Below are 22675 nucleotides of genomic sequence, written 5' to 3' on the forward strand. Positions count from 1 at the left end.
ACTACTCCCTCAGCTATCAAATTTTTCTCTCATGAAAAAGACAGCCTTTCTTCTGATCGTTTATGCCCTGATAAGTCTGAGCACTTTCGCTCAGGAACCCGATTCGGCAAGACGAGCCTTTATGGCTGCTCAGGCAATTATTCAAAAGGAATCGGCAGCCGATCATGCCAAGATGCTCGCACAGTTGAACATTAGCTCATTACGTCCCGGTCCATCGGGCAATCCGAGCGCACCCAATGCGGCTAATGTCGATGAATCGCAGGCTACACCTTACACGAGTCTGCCCGATCCGTTGATCTTGAAAAATGGGAAGAAGGTAACCACCGCCAAACAATGGTGGAATAAACGTCGGCCCGAAATTGTGGAAGACTTTGATAGGGAGATGTATGGCCGTGTTCCGAAGAACGTACCCAACGTCACCTGGAAAGTGGTCAGTGAAACCCGCGAGATGAACGGCGATTTCCCAGTTATCACCAAAAATCTGGTTGGACATGTGGATAACTCGACCTATCCGTCGATAAATGTGGATATCGAGCTGACGCTTTCGACTCCAGCTAACGCGACGAGCAGTGTTCCGGTTATGATGAGCTACGAATTCCGATTCCCACCAGGATTTCGCATGCCTGTTTCAACAACGACAACGTCAGGTTCGGCAACACAAGCGGCTAAGCCTGAACCCACCTGGCAGCAACAGTTATTGGCCAAAGGCTGGGGCTATGCAATTCTGTATCCCACGAGCTATCAGGCCGACAACGGAGCTGGGTTAACCAAAGGCATCATTGGATTAGTCAACAAAGGACAAACGCGCAAACCCAACGATTGGGGTGCGTTACGAGCGTGGGCCTGGGGTGCCAGTCGGGCACTGGACTATTTCGAAACCGACAAAGCTGTAAATGCGAAAAAAGTAGGCATAGAAGGACTGTCGCGATACGGAAAAGCAACCATCGTGACGATGGCGTATGAGCCCCGTTTGGCCATTGCGTTTGTCGGTTCATCGGGCGAAGGGGGTGTTAAGATTCATCGGCGTAAATTCGGTGAGCAGGTTGAGAATGTGGCGTCTTCGGCCGAATACCATTGGATGGCAGGCAATTTCATTAAATACGCGGGGCCATTAACACCCAATGATTTACCCGTCGATGCGCACGAACTGGTTGCCCTGTGCGCACCCCGTCCGGTGTTTATCAGCTCTGGTTCGCCTAAAGTTGAAGGCAATTGGGTCGATGCCAAGGGGATGTTTTTGGGCGGTGCTTACGCGGGTCCGGTTTACAAACTTCTGGGCAAGAAAGACCTGGGGACTATGGAATTTCCGCCCATCGAAACGGCTCTAGTCGATGGTGACATCGCCTTCCGCCAACACAGTGGTGGCCATACGACAGGCCCAAACTGGCCGACTTTTTTGATTTATGCTGATCGCTATTTAAAATAACCCCCGCCCTATGTTTATCTCAACTAAATTCACCCTTTCCGCCCTGAGTTTGCTTTGTCTCAGCGCTGAAATCGGGGTTTGCCAAACGGCCCCTACTAAGCCTAAACCACTCGTTACCGACATCTATACGGCTGACCCATCGGCCCATGTATTTAACGGTAAGATTTACATCTACCCGTCGCACGACATCGAAGCCAACGTGCCACAGGATGACGAAGGGGGTCACTTCAACATGCGGGATTACCACGTCTTTTCGATGGATAACATCAACGGAAAGGTGATCGATCACGGCGTGGCGCTGGACATCAAGGAGGTGCCCTGGGCAGGTCGGCAGATGTGGGCGCCCGATGCCGCCTATAAAAATGGCACCTATTACCTCTACTTCCCGGTGAAGGACAAGGAGGATGTTTTCCGAATCGGTGTGGCTACCAGCAAATCGCCAACAGGTCCTTTTAAAGCCGAGCCCGCTCCTATTCCCGGCAGCTACAGCATCGATCCGGCTGTATTTACCGATACTGATGGTAAAACGTATATGTATTTCGGTGGAATTTGGGGTGGTCAACTTCAGCGCTGGCACACGGGAAAGTATGACAAAAGCCTGAGTACGGACCTAAAAAAAGACAACCAGCCTGCCTTGAGTGCCAAAGTCGTTCGAATGAGCTTTCAAGAGGAATCCTTTGGCTTTGACTCAGCCAGTTTTCGCTTGGCCTGTGCTAAAGAAGAGATCATTGCCAATGTTAAACCCAATCCACGTAGTGGGGCGGTAGAGTCGGAGGAACTCTATCAAGGTGGCGAACATATAGTTGATGAAGAACTTTATAAAGAGCATTCTGTAATTGAGCATGCCAACGCCTGGATTGATGGCCGCTTTGGCGGTCCGATTCAAAGCCCTATTAGTGCGATTTGAATTTTCACAGGGCCGCCTGTGCGGTGAAAAATTGAATGAGCTTACATTTTATCGCTTTCTCGGTCATTTTCCTGCGAAAAATCAATCCAAAAACCAAAGCTTAAACAGCCTCATTACTAAGAAAACGTTGCTCAGATTAGTTTACCGAGTACCTTGTAGATTGGCCCACTAAAGTAGCAGGATTTGACACCTCAATTCGTTATGACCAATCAACAAGCCATTAGCCGGTTATACCTTACCCTTGTCCCTTTTTTAGCCGCTGGAGTAGCCCTTGGCCTTGGACACAGCAAACCCCAACTCTATTTACTCATCTGGATAGCCCATGCGGCACTGATGGCCTTCGCTATCTGGGGCCTGGGAAAGAATTGCTTCACCAATCCCGATCCTGAGCAACGGCAACTCGGTACCATTGCCCTATTGGTGATTATTCCCTGGATAGGTTTTACCCTTTTCGCAGGCATGGGCCCTCCACCCACTTCTATTCCCGACTGGGTGAACACGGCTACCGAACAACAGATCCGCTATGCACTGCTGATAGCCGGAGGGATTCTGATCACGGTTGGATTGGCCTTGCTGGCGAATAAACTCCGCCAGAGCGGTGAGCAGTCCTATTGGTTACTTGGTATACTGGCGTTGGGCATCGCTCTGCCTTTATTCATCCTCAACATGGCCTATTGGGGTAGCTTTTTAGGAGAATCGTTCACCAACTTTTCAGCCGCTTCGGTGGCGAAAAGGCCCGATTGGTACTTGTCCATGCGCGCCCTGTTTACTTGGATTAGTGGAGTGGAAGTGGCCCTTTTGTATTTGGCTACAGCGGCTTTTGGATTAGCCCTACAATCGGCAAGCTGGTTCGAGTCCAGAGCTTGTCGGCTCTATGTGTTTTTCAGTCTGGTCGGTGCTTTCCTGAGTATACTACCCTCGTTTTCTTTTGACCCGCTGATAATTGCCACTTATTTAGTGTCGATTCCTGCTTTCCCCTTTATCATGCCTTATCTCATGGCGCTTAATTTGTTAAATCTAGCTAACCGCATTCCCAACAGGTGAAACTAGTACTTTACCAAAATAGATTCTATTGATTCTATCGGGTTCTATTGTGGACATTCTACTGATAATCAATAGCTAAACCATCAATTAGAATCAACCGCGTGGGCGAACCCGAGAATCGCTAGAATCTAAATTGGAAGAGTACTAGAGATACTTGTTCAATTAGTGGCGATTTGACCAATCATCTGCTCATCCCGAACGAGTAAGAAAAGGTACGATTAGGATATCAACGGAAATAAGAGGGTAATCGTCGTGCCCTGGCCTTCCCTCGAATCGGCACGGATAATCCCATGGTGACGTTCTACAATCTTTTTGGCTAATGATAGCCCTAACCCAATCCCTGGCGTGTGCGGGTCTAGTTTCTTTAAAATGCCAAAGACCTCCTCCCGATACTGATTGTTAAACCCAATCCCGTTATCGCTCACCAGGATTCGGGCATACTCGATGTACTGATACTTATCAGGCGTGGTCTGGTACCGATTCTGACTTACCACACTACCGCTGATGGCCACCACCGATGATCGGCCCAACTGACGAAACTTCACCGCATTGTCTAATAGATGACCAAATAAACTCAGCAACTCAGCTCGATTCCCCACAATTGTTGGTAAACTGGCTATCTCGAACCGAATACCTGTTGAGCTATACGTCGCCACCGCTTGCTCCATTAACTCCGTTAAATCGACCGATTCATCCGTTGATCGGCTCGGCTCAAAGGTGAAGTATATCTGCAAATCATGAATGAGCTGGCGCAAGCGAGTACTAGCTCTGACAATGCCTTTTAGCCCTCGCTGACCAAGACTACTCAACCGATTTGTATCTTCCTGATTTAGTGCGCTGGCCAATAGATTGATCTTGCGCAACGGCTCCTGTAAGTCATGAGCGATAATGCGACCGAATTGCTCCAGCTCATCATTCCGTTGCTTCAGGTTAGTCACCTGGCGGTCCATCTCTGCCTGATGCTGTTCCAGTTGCTGGAGAGCCATTAACTCATCTGTACGAAGCAGCGCCTGTTCGGCGGCCTGTTTACTGGCCAGCAGCTCCTGCTCGTATTGCCGACGCTGATAAACCGGCATCAGACACAGGTATGTGAAGCCTACTCCCAATGCATCCTCATGCCGAATGGCATTGAGCAATACTGGAATGCGCACTCCAGACTGGGTTTGTAGGGTCAGATAGAGTTCATTAGCGAGTTTACCCAGGGCAATTAAGGGGTACAGGTGGGTTTGAAAGTAGATCCGACTCGCCCGGGTTAATACAACATCCATCTGTTTCCCTACCAGGGCACCCGGCCCGTAGCCTAGTAACTGGTCAGCAAAGGGATTCAGGTAAATAATCTCGTTCTCGGTATTCAGGGTTATCAGACCACCCGGAATCAGCATCGCTATCTCCTGCATAGCAGTTAGTTAGCAGTTTGCAGGTAATGCTGGATAGCCGCGATGGTCTCAGTCGGGTCACTTAAGTGAGGAGAGTGCCCCTGGACCTCAATCACCCGAAGAGTGCTCTGGGGCATATGTTGCGCCATATATTCGCCCACAGCAACGGGCGCAATATCATCGGCAATCGACTGAATAATCAAAGTTGGTCGCCCTACCTTCACTAAGTCCAGCCGGTTGTCGCCCAGAAACGTTACCCTGGCAAATTGTTGAGCCACTTGTTGGTCCGTAGCACAAAAGCTTTGGGTGAGTTCCCGGCCTAATTCGGGCCGTTCTGCATTGGCCATAATAGCAGGACCCATGACGGTGGCCCAGCCAAAAAAATTACTATCCATCGTGTCCAGCAATTCCTCAATATCGACTCGCTCAAAACCTCCGGTATAGTCTTCCTCATTGATATAATGGGGAGAAGGGCTCACCATAATCAGTCGCTCGAAACGGTTTGGCTCCTGAATAGAGGCTAACAAGCCAATCATACTGCTGACCGAATGGCCTACAAAAATCACCTCGTTCAGGTCCAGATCGTGACAGATATCGAGTACATCCTGGGCGTAACCTTGCAGACTAGCGTAGCGTTCACGGTTATAGGCACCTAAAGAAGCCTTCCCATGACCGATATAATCAAATCGAATGACCTGATAGTGGGCTTCAAAGGCGGGCGCCACGTAGCGCCACATAGTCTGGTCACAGCCAAAGCCATGGGCAAATAAAATCGGCTGAGTACCGTTACCAGTAACAGTTATATTATAGCGGTTCCTAATCGTGGGGGTCATTGTTACGGTTTACCTAATACAAGCCTTACCCGACTACCAGGCGCTTTTACTCAAAGATACTTAATCTAATCCACTCCTATGGATTAAATAACTTGAATCAGTCATCTGTCCATGAATCAACTCATTATGGATAGAAAGTTACCCTCGAAATGAAACCGTTAATTTCCGACTATATTACTAGTGCTTCACCAAAGTAGATTTTCGGGTTCTCCCGTGCGGTTGATTCTAGCGGATTCTATTGATGTCATTCTGCTGATAATCAAAACCTAAACGATCAATTAGAATAAACCGCGCGGGCGAACCCGAGAATCTCTAGAATCTAAATTGGACAAGTACTAGTCCGTCAATTTACGAGCGGCTGCTGGAATTTTACTACATTTCTAATTTCCCATGTTTTTGTGGTGGGGAGCAGTGAAGACTTACCTTCTTTGGTGAAGCCCGCCCGGCAGGTAAAAACGTATTGCCTGATCCAGGTTTCGGATAATGGTATTGGCTTTGAGGAGAAGATGGAATAATGGGGGCAATTGACGCCTTGTGCGTAACAAGCGCAGTCGACAGAAGTAGGCGGCAATACCGGCCAGCCGCAGAATAGCCTAACCCCCAACTATGCCTACTCCAGGTCTTCTTCTTGCGGGCCAGTTTGATAAATTTCAAAACCCAAACAGGTTTTATTCTGTCTCTTATAAAAGACTTGTGGCGTAGTCAAGCTGATTTAGCCGTTACTGACGCGTAGGCTATCAATCCGATTTGGCTACTCCGTAGGTATTATTTCAGTCTGCTAAACTGATCGATAGATGATTAGAAAAGTAAATTTTAGCGTACTACTGGTGAGCCTCTTGCTGATGACACCTCTAGTTGACATTGTGGCACAGGATACCATCCGAACGAAGGGTACTGGCCAAAGCATTCCGGATACGCTGTTATTCAAAATACAAAAGGCACAATCGATAATTACAGAGATTAAGGCAGCTAGTAAAAAAGGATATGGCATTACGCGCATACGGGCTGGCCTGGCTGATGTAAAAGCGACTATTGCCCCTGTTTCGGTTGATCTGAAAGCGACCAAGAACGTTAGCGACGCCAAAAGCCTGACAAACTACAGCCTGATTCTGAACGATGCACAGGCAAAACTAACTACCTGGCGAACGACGCTCTCCAAATCAAATAATGACATTCAGAGCCTGCTCGATCAGGTGCTGGCCTTAAGTACTGATTCTCTATTGATTGTAGCGGGTAATGATACGACAGAGAAAAAATTCTATGCCGATCAGTTAACGAGTCTCAAACTACAATTACAGGATGCGGGTAAGCGAACTAGTGCCCGGCTGGATACCGTAAGTCGATTGCTGGCCGATGTATCGGGCACCTCGCTCAGGATAAGCAATCTGCAGACGACCATTAATGAACGAGTGCAGAAATCGACGGAAAGTGCATTTCAAAAAGAGGCCTCCTATTTATGGGAAGCGCCAACCTCCTTGCCAGATCGTACCCTACCGGCTGCTATGAAGGCAAGTTATGAAGGGCAAAATCGAATCCTCAACTACTTTTTTGCCTCCTCATGGGATAATCTCTTTCTGTTGGTACTACTAACCGGTTTATTTTTTGTCTGGGTATTTACCAATTACAAAACAGCGCGTAAGCCTACGCTACGAACAAAGATCGGTGAACTGCATTTTAAGCACCTACGTCCTGTCCCCATTGTGGGCTCTCTGCTTGTATTACTGAATCTGACTCCTCTTTTCGAGCCCCAATCACCATCCATTTATATCGAAATCGCTCAATTTCTGCTGTATCTGGTACTCACCATTCATTTATGGAAGCGATTCTCCAGCCAGGATAGGTGGCTATGGTTACTGGCCGGTGTTTTCTATATCCTGTTAAGTCTAACCAATGCAGTAGTAAGCGATTCGTTGTTTATAAGACTAGGGTTAATTGGCCTGAACGCTGGCTTTTTGTACCTGGGTCTTGTCTTTGCCAACCGATTCCCACGTCAGGCACGCATGTATCGATTTACCCGACCAGTCATAAAATTGTATTTGCTACTCCAGGGGCTGGCTATTTTATTAAATATTTTTGGCCGAATTAGTTTAGCGAAAACTCTTAGTATCTCGGCTGTTATCGGCCTTATTCAACTAACAGGGCTAAGTGTTTTTATTGAATTGGTTCTGGAAGCCTTAGCCTTGCAAATAACAATAAGCGCCTGCGCAGGAGGAATTTTTTCGCGAGTGAATGTAAATCATACCCAACGGTCATTTAAAAAAGGGTTGATCTTTGTGGCGATCATCCTATGGCTGCTCGTATTTTTTACAAACCTGGGTGTGGCCGATAGCCTGTTCAATCTGGCCTACAAACTCCTGACAAAACCTCGTTGGTTTGGCAGTATTAGCTTTACGCTGAGTAATGTACTGTCTTTTTCAGCGATTATTTATCTGTCCAGCTTACTGCAAAAAAGAATCGGTTTGCTGTTTGGAGAAAGCCAGCTACCCACGACCGATGATGTTGTTGAACCCCTAAGTTCCATATTGGCTTTAATACGGTTGGTCATCATTATTGCTGGAGTCTTGCTCGCCATTGCGGCTTCGGGGATATCCATCGATAAGTTTACGGTCGTGTTAGGAGCGCTCAGTGTGGGTATTGGTTTAGGGATGCAGAACATTGTCAGCAATTTTGTCTCAGGCATCATTCTGATCTTCGAGAAACCGTTTCAGATCGGTGATTATGTGGAACTTGCCGATAAAAAAGGGCGCATACGGGAGATTGGTATTCGATCCAGCAAGATGCTAACGGCCCAGGGTTCTGAAGTCATCATCCCAAACGGCGATTTAATCGCTAATCGGATCGTTAACTGGACATCAAACGATACCTACCTGAAAACAGAAATCACCCTGAAAGTAAATGCCGAGACGGACCTGCACACCATTCGCGAACTGCTGAGAGAAGAAGTTAGTCAGTTGGATGGAGCGTTGAAAAATAGGACACCAGAACTATTTATTACCGCTATTGGACCAGATACCATAGAACTAAAAGTGCAGGTCTGGATCAACAGCATTTATACCGAGACGGCGCTGAAAAGCCAACTTCTGGAGCGATTGCTAAAAGCGTTTAAAGCTGCCAATATTCAATTGCTGTGATCGCTAGAATCAAAAGAATCTCTAGAATCTAAATTAGGAAAAGCACCAGTTTCTTCTTTTCGCTCAATAAAAGTGCTGTCGATATCATCCAAAGAGGCTTTACTGCGCATCAGGCCGGTAGCTTCACTTACTTGGGTATTTTTTTCTTAACTAAAAGAGATTCTATTAGTTTAACCGGTGGCTCTCTGCCCTACAACGACCAAGCAATCATAGTCTATTTGACGAACTTAACATTTATGAATTCAGGGCCAATTATCATTGTCGAAGACGATGAAGATGATCAGTTTCTTCTCCAGCGCATCTTTCAGGAGCTAGAGGTAGAAAATCCAGTTCACTATTTCAGTAATGGTCAGCAAGTGCTGGATTATCTGACAACTACCGATGAAATACCCTTTCTGATTCTTTGTGATGTAAATATGCCGATTATGTCTGGCATAGAACTCCGCAAGCTTATTTCCGAACACGACACACTCAGCCAAAAAGCGATTCCCTTTATCTATTTAAGCACCGATGCATCCCTACCAATCGTAGAAAATGTATACAAGGATACGATTCAGGGTTTTTTCCAGAAGGCCGTTGGTTATCAGGCAGCTAAAGAGCAGCTCTACTGGATTCTTGGTTACTGGCAGTACTGTGTTTTTCCGCACAAGTAATGTATTTGTATCAGCTTTTTGTCGTGTAAAATAAGCTTACAACTGAAGATGTATAGCTACTGATTTATAGTTCAATCAGTAGCTATACAAAAGCTCCAACCCGAAGGAAGGGGCTTTTATACACTTTAGCAAGGCATCTATTGTTTAGGGCTGGCCTTTACCACCAGCAGCACCATATACTTGACCAGTGGCATAGCTAGCATCACTGGCAGCTAGTTGAACGTAGATGGACGCCAATTCAGCTGGTTGTCCGGGCCGTCCAAGTGGCGTATCACCCCCAAATGTTTTTACTTTTTCCTGCGTAGCTCCTCCACTCGGTTGCAAAGGTGTCCAGATGGGTCCAGGCGCAACACCATTGACTCGAATTCCTTTTGGCCCTAGCTGCTTGGCGAGTGACTTCACATAATTCATTGTTGCCGCTTTGGTTTGGGCATAGTCATATAAATTGGGGGAAGGATCATACGCCTGCTCCGAGGTCGTACCAATGATGGCCGATCCGGGCGGCAAGTGGGGTAACGCAGCTTTGATAATCCAAAAGGGCGCGTAAATGTTCGTTTTCATCGTTGCATCGAAGTCCTCCGAAGAAACATCAAGAATCGACTCCCGACTTTGTTGTCTGGCGGCATTACTTACCAGAATATCTAATCCCCCCAAGCCTTTCACCGCTTCCTCGACCAGACGTTTGCAAAAAGCTTCATCCCGAATATCACCCGGAATGGCAATTGCTTTACGACCTTCTTTCTTGATTAAGTCGATCACTTCTTTAGCGTCAGATTCCTCGGCGGGCAGGTAGTTAATGGCCACATCAGCCCCTTCGCGGGCATAGGCAATGGCAGCGGCCCTACCCATCCCCGAATCTCCGCCGGTAATTAAGGCTTTACGGCCTTTTAACCGACCTGATCCTTTATAGCTTGTTTCGCCGTGATCAGGCCGTGGGTCCATTTTACTGGCTAGGCCCGGCCAGGGCTGAGGTTGCTCTTTAAAGGGAGGTTTAGGATACTTTGTCGTGGGATCTACTAAAGCTACCGACTCTGGTATTTTAGACGACTGAACGTCGGGTGCCGCTACAACTGGCGCAGCCATCGCCGTGGCAAGGCCAGACCCTAATCCGTGAATTGCCTGTCGTCGGCTAAGTTGATTTACATCATTCATAATCGTATTCTGTTTTCCGTTGAGTACTACTTGGTAAACTAACCCATGTATAAAAAATAGGTTGTCAAAAGTAAGGTAACAGTCCAGCCAGTTAGTCGAAATCAACTTTTTCGTGACCATAAGCGTAACTGCCATTGACTCACCTATTGAATCGAGCGCCAAACCAAATTCCGCTTTCTAACTGCCTACAACAATCAGTTACCCTGGCTGGTTGAGCAGCAAGCGTTACCAAACAACACCTGACTATGAATGCAGCAACGAATAAGGGACTATGGTGGTCTCTGGCGGGGTTGGGGGCTTTTGTAGCCACAAAAGCCTTTTTAGATAGAAAACGAGCGATTGATTTCCATGATAAAACTGTCGTTATCACGGGTGGATCACGTGGGCTGGGACTTGTTTTAACTCGTCAGTTTGCCAGCGCCGGAGCTAACGTAGCCATCTGTGCCCGCGACCAGGCCGAATTAGACCGCGCTAAAGACGATCTTCGTCGGCGAGGTACTGATATTTTCACCTACGTATGTGATATCTCAGACAAAGAACAGGTACAGGCGTTCCTAAATACAGTAGAGCAAGTAGTTGGCCCTGTCGATGTACTGGTCAATAATGCGGGCAATATCGTTGTCAGCCCGCTAGCGAATACGACAGAAGAAGACTTTCGGGAGGCAATGGAAACGAACTTCTGGTCGGCTTTTCACACCATCAATACGGTACTTCCAGGCATGAAAGCACGCCAGTTTGGGCGTATTGTAAATATTACATCTTTTGGGGGCAAAGTAGCCGTACCGCACCTGTCGCCCTATTCTGTCAGCAAATTTGCGTTTGTCGGGTATTCAGAAGGACTTCGCTCCGAACTCCTGAAAGACGGTATTTATGTGACAACCATCTGTCCCGGCCTGATCCGAACCGGGAGTCCACGCAATGCTATATTCAAAGGCCAGAACGAAAAAGAGTATACCGTTTTTAAGTTAAGCGACTCAATCCCTCTGTTCACCATTGCGGCTGACGATTGTGCGCGTCAAATTCTGGATGCCTGTCGGGTGGGTGAGGCCGAACGCATTATTACCCTCCCGGCAAAACTAGCGACGGCTTTGCACGGCATAGCACCGGGCTTAATCACGGATACTCTTGGATTTGCCAATATGTTGTTACCCAATCCAGGTGGCATTGGCAATCAACAGAAATTGGGGAAAGATAGTGAGACCAGGTTATCAGACTCTATGTTGACTTACCTGACCAACGAAGCGGCCGAAGCAAACAACGAGATGGGATAATATTTTTGAATTGCCAGCATTTTCTGGCTGATCGCCCCATTACCTAGTTTTTGAAAAACCTACTCAGGCTGGCAACGTTGGAGGTTGTATTCGAATAGTCGACTCAACGTATCTTTTCCAGTACATTATGAAAGCAGCCGTTTTTCACAAAGTGGGCGACATCCGTTACGAAACAATGGATGACCCCAAAATCGAGCAATCTCGGGATGTTGTTCTGCGCATTACCTCAACAGCCATCTGTGGCTCAGACCTTCACATTTATGACGGTTTTCTGCCCCAGTTTCGCAATGAAGTACTCGGTCACGAGTTTATGGGCATCGTTGAAGAGGTCGGTTCAGAAGTGTCTAATCTCAAAAAAGGAGATCGGGTAGTTGTGCCCTTTACTATCGCCTGCGGGAAATGTTACTTCTGCAACCATCATCTGGAAATGCACTGCGAAAACTCGAACCCTGAATACTATGGTCCGGATGGTGGGTTACTCACCGAAAAAGGTGGAGGGCTATTTGGCTATTCCGACCTGTATGGTGGCTATAACGGTGGTCAGGCTCAGTATGTGCGCGTTCCCTATGCCGACTATGGCCTACGTCATGTACCCGCAGAACTTAAAGATGAGCAGGTACTTTTCCTGTCGGACATTTTCCCGACGGGCTGGAGTGCAATCGAATGGGGTGCCCTAAAAGGAGGTGAAACCGTCGCTATTTTCGGCTCGGGACCGGTTGGGCTGATGGCTCAGAAGTCGGCCTGGCTGCAGGGGGCTGGTCGCGTAATTGCCATTGATCCGCTTAATTACCGATTGGAGCGGGCCAGGCGTGTCAACAACGTTGAAACACTGAACCCCCACGAAGTTGATGTGATTGAGGCCATTCGGAGCATGACTGAAGGACGCGGGGCAGACCTTTGTGTAGATGCCGTCGGTATGGAAGCAGAGCGGTCATTGCTCGACAAAGCTAAAGCCGTCATTAACCTGGAAAAAGGAACGACCAGTGTATTGGAACAGTGTTTTCAGGCCGTTCGTCGGGGCGGTATTGTATCAGTTGTTGGCGTGTACGGGACGCCTTCCGATAACTTCCCAATCGGTCGTGTATTCGACAAAGGCGTAACGATCCGGACAGGCCAGTCCTTTGTCCACAAAAACATCGATCATTTACTTGATTTAGTCGTGCAAGGCAAAGTCGTACTGGATGATATAGTCTCGCATGTTTTGCCATTGGCTGATATCTCACGCGCCTACGACATCTTCAAGAAAAAAGAAGATGACTGTACCAAAGTGATTTTGAAACCCTAAGGAAGTAATTAAACAAAAACTCAACGATGGAAACTCAGAACAACGAAAAAACGGTCCTGATCACCGGGGCATCCAGTGGCATTGGCCGAGAATTAACCCGACTTTTTGCGAAGGATGGTTATAAGCTCGTGCTGGTCGGTCGTGATCAGGACAGCCTGCAACAATTGGCCAACAATTTATATAACCAGTACGGCACGAATTCAACCCTCCTCATTAAGGATCTGGCAAACCCCAAAGCGCCCGAAGAAATCTATAAAGAGACTACCAAGAAGGGACAGCAGATTGATATTTTAGTCAACGATGCTGGTTTTGGCGAGTATGGCAAGTTTGCGACCGAAACTGATTTACAAAAAGAATTGAGTGTAGTTCAGGTTAATGCCGTTGCGCTGATGCACCTGACTAAGCTGTATTTGAAAGATATGGTGGCCCGGAATAACGGTAAAATTCTAATGCTTGGCTCGGAGGTTTCGGTCATTCCGAATCCAATGATGGCGGTCTACGGGGCAACCAAGGCGTTCATAAAATCGTTTGCTGAAGCCATTCGAAACGAGCTTGAAGACACGGAGGTGACTATAACAGTGCTGATGCCTGGGGCTACCAACACCAATTTCTTTAAAACGGCTGGTGCCGATCATACAAAAGGAGCCGATCCGCAGAAAACGGCTAATCCCGCCGAGGTCGCGAAAGCAGGCTACGAAGCCTTACTGCGCGGAGATGATCATGTTGTGGCGGGCTGGGTAAACAAGGCGCGTGTGGCAGCAGGTCATGTGCTGCCTGATCCATTTCTGGCCGCTCAAACCCGAAAAGACATGATGCCCAAGGATGAGGATGAGCAGCAGCAAAAGCAATCAACGGCTATTGCGATAGCGGTAGGATTAGCCGTTGTAAGTGGCCTTTGGCTATTATCTCGGAAACAACAGGCTTACTTACCAAGCGCTTACGATAAAATGAAGTATCGGTATAAGGCAGATAAAGCCGCCCGCTCGGCGAAAGAGGCACTGGACAATGTTGCGGATTCCGTTAAAGGATCGTACAAGTGGGCGAAGGCCAACCTGGAAGAGACAATCGCCTAAGTACTTTATATTCTCCTGGTTAAACAGCCATTTGCTGACTGTTAACCAGGAGAGTTTCTACCTGATTGGCTAGCGTTTCTTTTTATGGATTATGTTCGATAGGACTACCTTCAAAAACCTAACTCAGCGGGGAGTAGCCAACGGATTGAACTGGTGGCGGGCCACAACCAATTCTGGTGCAGAGCTGGGCCTTGAGGTGGGCTGTTGTCTTTGCTATATGCTCCCCAGTATCCGTTATACCGCAATACAATGTTGGCCCCCGGAAATTCACTGAGTGGGTGTTCTACTTCACCCAGATTCGGTGGGGTGGCCGTTAAATAATGATAGCTCTTGCCGTTGTGATTCGGCGCACCGAAAAACTTCCAGTTTTCGCTCGGGAAAAATTCGTGGGTACCATTTTCGATATAGACAGCCGGATGGGTGAACTCGGTCGTCTGCGGGTCCCGAAAAAGCCGGACAAGGTTGTTCTGCGCCTTCGCAATCTGATCCTCGTTTCGTACGATATCAGCTTTCGAGCCTAAATGGGCCAGATCAAGCGAAGCCGTGCTGTAATTAACTCCCTGAAACTCTCTGTAAATGCCGAATGATACGTCTGCAATCGCGCCTACCTTCGCCACGTTTTGCGGAGTCATATCAAAGCGAAACAGGATGCCGTGGGCAAAGTGAAACACGCTGACAATCTGCTTATTTCGGGGATCATAAATTAGCTGAACCGATGTCCAGTCGCCTTCATGATCGCCGATGTCGAATGGTTTGTTGGCACTATTATAACCAAACAGTTGCCAGTATTCGATCTTGTAATACGGTAGGCCCTGCGCATCGCCACCATAGCTGTGGTGGAAATCATAACCAAACGGGTCGGTTAGCTTAACCGGGGTTACATGGCCGTACAGCCCCACGTTTTTATTGCCCAGTACCACATCCCAGGTATTTCCATGTCGACCAGGATTATCGACACCATTTACTTTACCCAGTGGGTTGATATGATAGTTCGTCAAGGCCCTGTTTTTCAGGATGTCGGATGACCCGAACTTATCATTCACGGCCAAAATACCTGCAGCAAGCTGCTCTCTCGGCACAATGGTTTTACTATCTTCATCACCACTCGCGAGCAGTGCCGACTGGTTCAGGTACCAGAGCGCATCGGCCGGGCGAAAATTTTCATCACCGCCATCGTTGGAAAACAGATAAAACGGCCTGAATCGCTCCAGTAACTGGTGCTCCAGGTTGTCGTCGATACCATCCTGATCCTGGTCGACAAAGGTGGGGGCTAATGTAGTCCCGTGCTTGAGAACATTGGTTGAAACGGGTGGAACCTGCGACCAGGCCGTTATGGGATACAGGCCGAGCAGGAAAATAGCCAAACACGAGTTGGCGACCGCGGAAACAAAGCGTGTTGTCATGGGTAGCTGGATTTGATAAAGACAATCAGTACGTTTACCGTCGATTGAGCAGGCGTCTGATTTGTCGATTTTCGGCCTGTAGATGCTGGATCTGTTTTTATTGAGCTAGCAGGTATAAGGTCAACTCTTCAATTTTCTGAAGCAGCGTAGCATTCATTTTCACCAGACTAATGCCTTCCTTCGCTACCTGCCCTGCCGAAGGCACATCGGGTAAATGACCAGTCTGTTTGATGTAGATTTCAAGGGCAGGCAACGGTTTGAGCAAGTAGGCGGACGTAAATACCTTATCGCTCCACTCAGACAGGTCATTGATCCGTAATTGATACCGGGCTTTGATGATATCCCCACGTTCGTTGACGGTCAGAAACTGGTCGGTAGCCTAGGTCGCTTTGCTTTGACTGGTTAGTCGGGTGAGCCGAATTCCACTGACATTCGCTTCATCCGCCACTACTTCCAACTTGCTCATTGGTGTAGACGTGCCAATGCCCACATTGACTCCGTTGCCTAGAATCAGGGAATTGCTTGACCCAACCATCGCCCCTGCGCCAAGGGCACTAGCGTTATGCAGATTGGCCACCAGCGCATCCGACCCACTGCCGATAAATAGGTTGCGGTACCCCGTTGAATTGCTCGACCCCGCATCAGTGCCGATCTGCACATTGTCGCTGCCATCCGTGTTGTTGTAACCTGCCCGCGTGCCGACAAAGGTGTTGTTGGCACCCATAGTAGTCTGGTATCCCGCCTTATGACCCACATAGGTATTCTGAACGGCCGTAGTGCTGGTGAGTCCCGATTTAGAGCCAATGAACGTGTTGCCCGATACGGTGTTGTTAAGTCCTGCTGAATCGCCCACCATTACGTTGAAACTGCCTCTGGTGTTGGTAGTATTACTGGCCGAGCCTATCGACACGTTGCCAGAGCCGGTAGTGTTAAAGTACCCGGCATTTGACCCTATAGCCGTATTCTGCTGGCCCGAACCATTGCGATTCCCGGCCGCGTTACCCATAAAGGCGTTGTAGGAACCCGTCGTATTGAACAGCCCGGCACTAATACCCATAAAGACGTTGTTAGCACCCGTCGTATTGTGGTACCCGGCTGCACCACCCATAAAAGTATTGTAAATACCCGTCGTAGTGGAAGCCCCGGCACTGGCACCTACAAAGACGTTAGAATAACCCGTCGTGTTAGCTTGTCCGGCCTGATACCCCATAAAGGCGTTGTAAGCACCCGTCGTATTGGAATAGCCCGCTTGATACCCTATAAAGGCATTATAACCCGCCGTATTTTTGTAACCAGCCTGATACCCCATAAAGGCGTTGGAACTACCCGTCGTATTCGACTGGCCACTTCCTTCGCCAATAAAAACACTCCCTTGAGCTGTACTATTACGCCCAGTCAGATAGCCAATATTCACCGCATCCGATAGTGAACCCGAACCGATTCCAGCCTGAAAGCCAATCGATACATTGTTATTATTAGTTGATCCTGATCCTACCCCGGCCTGATGACCCACCGCCACATTTTGAATGCCCGTCGTATTATTGTAGCCGGTCCCTAAACCGACAAAGACATTATTCGTACCGGAGGTATTGGAATAGCCTGCCTGGTAGCCCGTAAACACATTGGCCTGGCCCGACGAGTTGATATTTATTCCTGCCTGTACCCCCACCAGTGTATTATACGGAGCGGCTGAGGAGCCGCTGGCCGTATTGGCTACATAGTTACCCTGGGCCAGCAACGAATTGGTCAGTAAACAGCCCGCCAGGAGTGAATAGATGATTTTCATGATCCGTTCGTTTGTGTTTGCTCAATAGCTACTTCTGACATCAATCAGAAAATTCGCCATTGATTTTGTCTCATGCTTAATTAGTCGACCAGTCGCCGAGGTTGGTCGTCATAAAATCTTTACCGTCGACAAACGGCATTTGTCGGCAAAATCAATTGTCTGTCGATAAAGCGGATTAGCCTTAGCTGTTCAGGCTGAAGGCCCCTATTTTTACGTAGCCTTTAGCACTTAATTACCATGGGATCACAGAAAATGCAGGCTCAACTTTGGAGTATAGCTGCTCAAGATTGGGCTGATTATCAGGAGACAACCTTGTTACCCGTATTCGAGCAGATAGCGCATGACTTTAGTCAGATACCAGCTCGTGCATTGCTTGATGTCGGTTGTGGATCAGGTTTGTTCTGCCAACTGGCGTTACAGCAGGGCCTAAACGTATCGGGTTTGGATGCCACGGCTGAACTCATCACAATTGCCCAGCGTAAAGCTCCCAATGGACATTTCACGACGGGCGACATGGAGGAAATGCCCTACCCCGACCATAGTTTTGATCTGGTTACGGGCATCAACTCGTTTCAGTATGCGGCCAGCCCGGTGCAGGCGTTGAAAGAAGCGTACCGCGTACTGAAACCGACTGGTAAACTGGTGGTTGCCATCTGGGGTAAAGCGCAGGAATGTCAAGCGGCTGTTTATCTGAAAGCGCTGGGCGCCCTGATGCCACCTCCGCCCCCCGGTACGCCCGGCCCATTTGCCCTCTCCGAAGACGGTGCATTAGAAAAACTGGTTGGCGATGCGGGTTTCCAGCCTGGTATGCGGCAGCGCGTGTCCTGCCCGTTCGTGTATCCCGATCTGCATACTGCTCTGAAAGGCTTGCTATCGGCGGGTCCGGCCCAGCGGGCTATCGGGAACACCTCATACGAAGCGGCTGCCGAGGCCGTTACCAACGCCATTGCTCCCTTCAGGACCGAATTAGGGGGATATCGAATGGGGAACACGTTTTATATACTGGAGGCAACAAAATAGATTTAGCTTTATGTTATCCACTCCCAGCCACTACGTTTCTGATGTTCTATTGCCGATAAAACCGTTATGCTGATGAACCGAATCATCGTTGCCCTGGCCTTATCAGGTCTTCTCCTGACTCTCGCAACAGCCAGTTACGCCCAGTTCGGCATTAACGCGCCTGCTGGCGTGTCGCCCACGCAGGATCTGGAAGTGTATACTCGCAACGGCTTTCTGGTCCAGCAGAAGTATGTGCTCACCAGCACCGACCCGAATGCAAGTGTTAATATCCTAAGTTGTGTTAGCAATCCAGCTGCATTGACGGCACAAGCGGGAATTCTTAAAGATCCGTCCGGCGACGCCAACTATTCCGCTAGTGTGAGTTATACGTGTACCCAGGCTATAAGTGTGACGGGGGTCGGTATCGAATTGGTGTTTGAGGATTTAGACACAGAGTTGACCGATGATTATGTATCGATAACAGACAATACGCTCTATGAACAGCGGTTTTCGGGCAATAGCTCCCCAGCCCGCCTGATCATAACGGGTGGTTATGTAACTATCAAATTCAGAACCGACTCGGACGCCAATGTTGGGCGGGGTTTTCGGCTGCGCTGGCGAGCACTGAATTCGGAAATAGTCACTTCTCCCACGCCCATTGCCTTTGGCAGTGCAATGCAGTTTGACACCAAAAGTTATTCTTTTAAGGCAGGATATAATAATAGAGCGAGTGGTAATGCGTCAAGCGCGTTTGGATATAATAGTACGGCGAGTGGCGATTATTCAACGGCAATGGGAAATCAAAGCATCGCTGGTGGTGATTATTCAATGGCACTGGGACAAAATAATAGTGCTACCAGTTTAGGGGCAATAGCTATCGGAAGTGCAAATTTTGTGGCTCAATACGCAATAGGATTAGGGTCACAAAACTCGGTTAGTGGGCTTGTCTCAGCCGTATTAGGATCACAAAATACGGCCAGTGGGGTTACTGCAGGTGTGTTAGGGTATAAAAACACGGCTAGTGGGGATAATTCCACTGCGCTGGGAAATAACAACACGACCAGTGGGGCTTATTCCGCTGCGTTGGGTAATAACAACACGGCCAGCGGGGCTTATTCCACTGTGTTGGGCTATCGTATGAACACCAACAGCAAAACAGGTGCTTTTATGATTGGTGATTCGGACCCACTGGGTCAGGGAGTTACCGCCAGTGGCGTTACTGACCAGTTTGTGGGCCGCTTTCTCAACGGCTATTTTTTGCTTACCTGTGGGGATAGGAACACAGGTTCCGGTTCGCGAACGGGGGTACAGATCGGTCAGGGCCAGAACTCCTGGGCTTCTATTTCCGACTCGACCAAGAAAGAACGCTTCCGACCCATTAACCATACCGACCTGCTACAGAAGATCAACGCTATGCGCCTGACTACCTGGAACTACAAAGGTCAGACTCAGATTCGGCATTACGGTCCAATGGCGCAGGATTTCTATGCCGCCTTCGGGCACGACGGGTTGGGGCAGGTGGGCTGCGACACACTCATTTATAGCCACGATTTTGCGGGCGTAACCTTTGCAGGAGTGCAGGCCCTTATCCGTGAGAACGAGGCTCTTAAAGCCCGTTTAGCGCAGCAGGAGGCCCGTCTGCAACAGGCCGAGCAAGATGTTCGGCAGGCAAACGCCCGCCTGGATGCCCTCGAAGCTGTGCTTGTTCCTCGCCGTCGGGTAGCACGCCGATAAGCAGTACTCTGTTCATCGAAAACCTCGCTACTACTTTATCTGATTGCCAGGGGTTTAATCGGAGTTGGTGCCGTTTTTACGGCATACGTTTGGCGGTGGACTTGGCGACGAGTTGCATAATAGGATCCGTGCATGTTACCTTCCAACTGGTTCAAACGGGAGGCAAGAATCTGAAGTCTACTGAGCATGTTTTTTTCATTCGCTTGCAGTTGGGCATTCTCGGCCTGCAACTTCTGCATTTGCGCTTCCAGAGCCTGCGTTGCACTAATGTTGAGCACCGACAGGGCTTCGTAGTCTACTACCCGAAAATCACTCACCTGCCGCCCATATACGAACAACTTCTCAACCGCTCCGGTCTGCTTCGCTGATACAACAAAAGTCTGAGGGTCAATTACCCGCGTAACAATCTCGACCAGATCACCTCTTTGCGCATCAATCAGTTTGACCGTCTCGCCCACATGCAGTGAGTGCGCCATAGGCAAGGTCAGCGTCAGTTCGGCAGGAGTAGCCTGTACTCTGGCTAAGGTATAAAGGTCAGGGACGAAATTAGTCCGCTGCTGAACGGCCTGTGGATAAACTGACTCGACCTGCTGGGCGATCACTTTTTTCTGAGGTGTATTACCTAGCCGCACCGCATCTTTGTAGGTATAGTTGGTAATGGCCAAGCGACAAAGTGTCTGCAAATCTTGCTGAGAATTGGTAAGGCCAAGTATGGTTTTGATGCGAGCATCGGAAGAAATGACGTTTCTGGCTGATACAATGTTATACTCGGATACAATGTCGGCCTCAACCAACAGCCCCATTCGTCTTGAGTATGAAGTTAAGCTAGTCAATATAGGTATAGTTGTACCGTTGTCTAGTTTTAATGTTGCCCCGCCAGTGCCGAAATAAGTGGTACTGCCAGCGTGTACAGCTTCATCATTAGCTATGTGGAGTGGGGCTAACGGAGTTGTTGTACCAATGCCTACATAACCACTTTTTAAAACGGTCAGGGCGTTGCTTCGGGCTGCACCACCGCTACCATTACCAATCATGAGCAGCGCATTTGTTACATCCTGATTGTAGCTACCCATCGCTGTTGCGCCAGCCTCAGAAGCTTTTGTCCCAGTTCCCATTGTGGTTGTATTTTCTCCTAAAGCATACGTACCGTTTCCCATTGCTGTCGAAGAATTACCGGTGGCGGTTGATCCATTTCCCATTGCTACCGCATAGTTCGGCACCCCTCCCTTCCCAAATCCATTAGAGCTTGTAGAAATACTCGTGCCATTCGCAAACCAGGGACCACCGCTACTGGGCAACGTCACAGTGCCGCCCCCATTGGAGAGACTCAGCGTTTGTCCACTTAACGACAGCGACTGGATCTCGTTGGTTGGTGAATCGTCTTTGGCAGCAATGGCGTTACCAGTAATGGTGATACCATTACCTGCTGTATAAACCCCACTACCGGCATCACCCTTGTCCCCTTTGTCACCCTTATCGCCTTTTGTTCCTTGTGGGCCAGCGGGACCTATCTGTCCCTGGGGACCAATAGTTCCTGTATCGCCTTTGTCGCCCTTATCCCCCTTGTCACCTTTGCTACCTTGCGGTCCAGCAACCCCGGTTGATCCTACTGAACCAGTGGCTCCTGTGTCGCCTTTATCACCCTTGTCCCCTTTATCGCCTTTTACACCTTGAGGACCAGGCGTACCTCCGTTGGCCGCGTAAAGTGCAAACGGCACACTCAGTAACTGCGTTGCCCCAAGATTCTGGTAATTAGTTGTACCATCGAAAGCTACCTCCACGCCCAGAAACTTAGATCCACTTCCCCAGTTAACACTGCTTATCGTGCCTTTCGTCGGTGTTCCTCCACCAACGGTCAGGCTAAATAGTCCGAAGCCATTGGTGGTTACGTTCTGGGTTTCAACATACTGCGCCGTGCCAGTGGTCAAGCCGTCGAGGATGGAGAGTCGCACACTGATGGGCTTATTTGCCAGTAAGTCACCGGTAGCGGTGCGGGCTACGGCCTGATAGGAAAAGCCCTGCGGTACCTGGGCACGCACGGTCAGGGATAGCAGCCCGCAAAGAGCAAACAGAATAGAGGTTTTCATGGCTACTTACAAATCAATCAGGGTTGAAGCACTAAGCGTATAGTCTGAACAGTATCCTCGGTCAGCACCTGAAGCAAGTACACACCGGTGGCAAAAGTCTGCACATCGACCTGTAGTGGTTTACCGTCGCTGCGGCCCTGCCAACAGGGGCGACCCAGTATATCAATCAGCGTCAGGCGTGCGGGTGGGCAATCGATGTACAGATATTGGCGAGTCGGATTCGGAAATACCCGGACCAGTAGGCTCGGTACGGGTTCGAGGGCTGTAATAATCCGCGCAGCTGCGGCCTGCTGAAACCCCTGACTAACTGACCCTGACCCGGTTGACAGGGCGGTAGCGACAGATTGCCCGATGGTGAACGACAGGCTATTGTTGCCCTGCTGCAGAAAGCCTCCTGCCGAGGCAATGGTTTGAGGAGTCAGGGTTTGGGCCTGGGCGATACTCAAGCAGCCGAAACCACTGAGTAATAGGTAGGAAAACAGATTACGCATAACACCAATAGAAGCAAAAAGCTG

The 22675-nt window shown here is 48.9% G+C and carries 19 protein-coding genes; 10 read left to right on the top strand and 9 right to left on the bottom strand.

What is annotated here, in order from left to right:
- Positions 1 to 31: 31 nt before the first annotated feature.
- From H3H32_RS23720 to H3H32_RS23730, 3 genes are all read left to right on the top strand, one after another.
- Entirely contained in the window at positions 32 to 1426 is a 1395-nt protein-coding gene (locus H3H32_RS23720) for a glucuronyl esterase domain-containing protein (protein WP_182458081.1), read from the top strand.
- Positions 1427 to 1436: 10 nt separating this feature from the next.
- Positions 1437 to 2333, top strand: coding sequence for a family 43 glycosylhydrolase (locus tag H3H32_RS23725; RefSeq protein ID WP_240543474.1), 897 nt, complete (start codon positions 1437 to 1439; stop codon positions 2331 to 2333).
- Positions 2334 to 2534: 201 nt separating this feature from the next.
- Positions 2535 to 3377 carry a hypothetical protein gene (locus H3H32_RS23730; RefSeq protein ID WP_182458082.1) on the top strand — a complete coding sequence of 281 codons (843 nt, stop codon included), beginning with the start codon at positions 2535 to 2537 and terminating at the stop codon, positions 3375 to 3377.
- A 218-nt stretch (positions 3378 to 3595) separates the two neighbouring features.
- Here H3H32_RS23730 and H3H32_RS23735 read toward each other — a convergent pair whose 3' ends face one another.
- From H3H32_RS23735 to H3H32_RS23745, 3 genes are all read right to left on the bottom strand, one after another.
- Positions 3596 to 4774 (bottom strand): ATP-binding protein, encoded by a 1179-nt coding sequence (locus H3H32_RS23735; RefSeq protein WP_182458083.1) that lies wholly within the window; start codon positions 4772 to 4774, stop codon positions 3596 to 3598.
- 5 nt (positions 4775 to 4779) lie between these two features.
- Complete coding sequence (locus tag H3H32_RS23740) at positions 4780 to 5586, bottom strand: alpha/beta fold hydrolase (RefSeq protein WP_182458084.1); 807 nt, start codon at positions 5584 to 5586, stop codon at positions 4780 to 4782.
- Positions 5587 to 5958: 372 nt separating this feature from the next.
- On the bottom strand, positions 5959 to 6240 hold the full coding sequence (locus H3H32_RS23745) for a hypothetical protein (protein WP_182458085.1): 282 nt from the start codon (positions 6238 to 6240) through the stop codon (positions 5959 to 5961).
- A 188-nt stretch (positions 6241 to 6428) separates the two neighbouring features.
- Here H3H32_RS23745 and H3H32_RS23750 point away from each other — a divergent pair, with 188 nt between their 5' ends.
- Both H3H32_RS23750 and H3H32_RS23755 read left to right on the top strand, forming a co-directional pair.
- Complete coding sequence (locus H3H32_RS23750) at positions 6429 to 8717, top strand: mechanosensitive ion channel family protein (RefSeq protein ID WP_240543475.1); 2289 nt, start codon at positions 6429 to 6431, stop codon at positions 8715 to 8717.
- Positions 8718 to 8953: 236 nt separating this feature from the next.
- The gene (locus H3H32_RS23755) at positions 8954 to 9370 is read left to right on the top strand and encodes a response regulator (protein ID WP_182458087.1); all 417 of its coding nucleotides are present in this window, start codon (positions 8954 to 8956) and stop codon (positions 9368 to 9370) included.
- 144 nt (positions 9371 to 9514) lie between these two features.
- On the opposite strand, the gene H3H32_RS23760 is transcribed toward H3H32_RS23755, so the two are convergent.
- Positions 9515 to 10522 carry an SDR family oxidoreductase gene (locus H3H32_RS23760; protein ID WP_182458088.1) on the bottom strand — a complete coding sequence of 336 codons (1008 nt, stop codon included), beginning with the start codon at positions 10520 to 10522 and terminating at the stop codon, positions 9515 to 9517.
- Positions 10523 to 10767: 245 nt separating this feature from the next.
- On the opposite strand from H3H32_RS23760, the gene H3H32_RS23765 reads away from it, so the two are divergent.
- The 3 genes from H3H32_RS23765 (at position 10768) to H3H32_RS23775 (ending at position 14151) form a co-directional block, all read left to right on the top strand.
- Complete coding sequence (locus H3H32_RS23765) at positions 10768 to 11793, top strand: SDR family NAD(P)-dependent oxidoreductase (RefSeq protein ID WP_182458089.1); 1026 nt, start codon at positions 10768 to 10770, stop codon at positions 11791 to 11793.
- A gap of 127 nt (positions 11794 to 11920) precedes the next feature.
- Positions 11921 to 13078 carry a zinc-dependent alcohol dehydrogenase gene (locus tag H3H32_RS23770; RefSeq protein ID WP_182458090.1) on the top strand — a complete coding sequence of 386 codons (1158 nt, stop codon included), beginning with the start codon at positions 11921 to 11923 and terminating at the stop codon, positions 13076 to 13078.
- A 26-nt stretch (positions 13079 to 13104) separates the two neighbouring features.
- A complete protein-coding gene (locus H3H32_RS23775; protein WP_182458091.1) occupies positions 13105 to 14151 on the top strand; it encodes an SDR family NAD(P)-dependent oxidoreductase in 1047 nt (348 codons plus the stop codon).
- A gap of 110 nt (positions 14152 to 14261) precedes the next feature.
- Here H3H32_RS23775 and H3H32_RS23780 read toward each other — a convergent pair whose 3' ends face one another.
- The 3 genes from H3H32_RS23780 to H3H32_RS23790 form a co-directional block, all read right to left on the bottom strand.
- A complete protein-coding gene (locus H3H32_RS23780; protein WP_182458092.1) occupies positions 14262 to 15554 on the bottom strand; it encodes a hypothetical protein in 1293 nt (430 codons plus the stop codon).
- 97 nt (positions 15555 to 15651) lie between these two features.
- Positions 15652 to 15807: a hypothetical protein gene (locus H3H32_RS23785; RefSeq protein ID WP_182458093.1), complete on the bottom strand. Its 156-nt coding sequence runs from the start codon at positions 15805 to 15807 to the stop codon at positions 15652 to 15654.
- Between the two features lie 126 nt (positions 15808 to 15933).
- Positions 15934 to 17340: a beta strand repeat-containing protein gene (locus H3H32_RS23790; protein WP_182458094.1), complete on the bottom strand. Its 1407-nt coding sequence runs from the start codon at positions 17338 to 17340 to the stop codon at positions 15934 to 15936.
- 237 nt (positions 17341 to 17577) lie between these two features.
- Here H3H32_RS23790 and H3H32_RS23795 point away from each other — a divergent pair, with 237 nt between their 5' ends.
- Both H3H32_RS23795 and H3H32_RS23800 read left to right on the top strand, forming a co-directional pair.
- The gene (locus H3H32_RS23795) at positions 17578 to 18360 is read left to right on the top strand and encodes a class I SAM-dependent methyltransferase (protein ID WP_182458095.1); all 783 of its coding nucleotides are present in this window, start codon (positions 17578 to 17580) and stop codon (positions 18358 to 18360) included.
- A 72-nt stretch (positions 18361 to 18432) separates the two neighbouring features.
- Positions 18433 to 20073: a tail fiber domain-containing protein gene (locus H3H32_RS23800; protein WP_182458096.1), complete on the top strand. Its 1641-nt coding sequence runs from the start codon at positions 18433 to 18435 to the stop codon at positions 20071 to 20073.
- Positions 20074 to 20108: 35 nt separating this feature from the next.
- Here H3H32_RS23800 and H3H32_RS23805 read toward each other — a convergent pair whose 3' ends face one another.
- Both H3H32_RS23805 and H3H32_RS23810 read right to left on the bottom strand, forming a co-directional pair.
- The gene (locus H3H32_RS23805; protein WP_182458097.1) at positions 20109 to 22160 is read right to left on the bottom strand and encodes a DUF8740 domain-containing protein; all 2052 of its coding nucleotides are present in this window, start codon (positions 22158 to 22160) and stop codon (positions 20109 to 20111) included.
- Positions 22161 to 22177: 17 nt separating this feature from the next.
- Positions 22178 to 22651, bottom strand: a complete 474-nt coding sequence (locus H3H32_RS23810; RefSeq protein ID WP_182458098.1) for a T9SS type A sorting domain-containing protein — start codon at positions 22649 to 22651, stop codon at positions 22178 to 22180.
- Positions 22652 to 22675 lie beyond the last annotated feature (24 nt).

This window comes from Spirosoma foliorum, from assembly GCF_014117325.1.
Classification (GTDB): domain Bacteria; phylum Bacteroidota; class Bacteroidia; order Cytophagales; family Spirosomataceae; genus Spirosoma; species Spirosoma foliorum.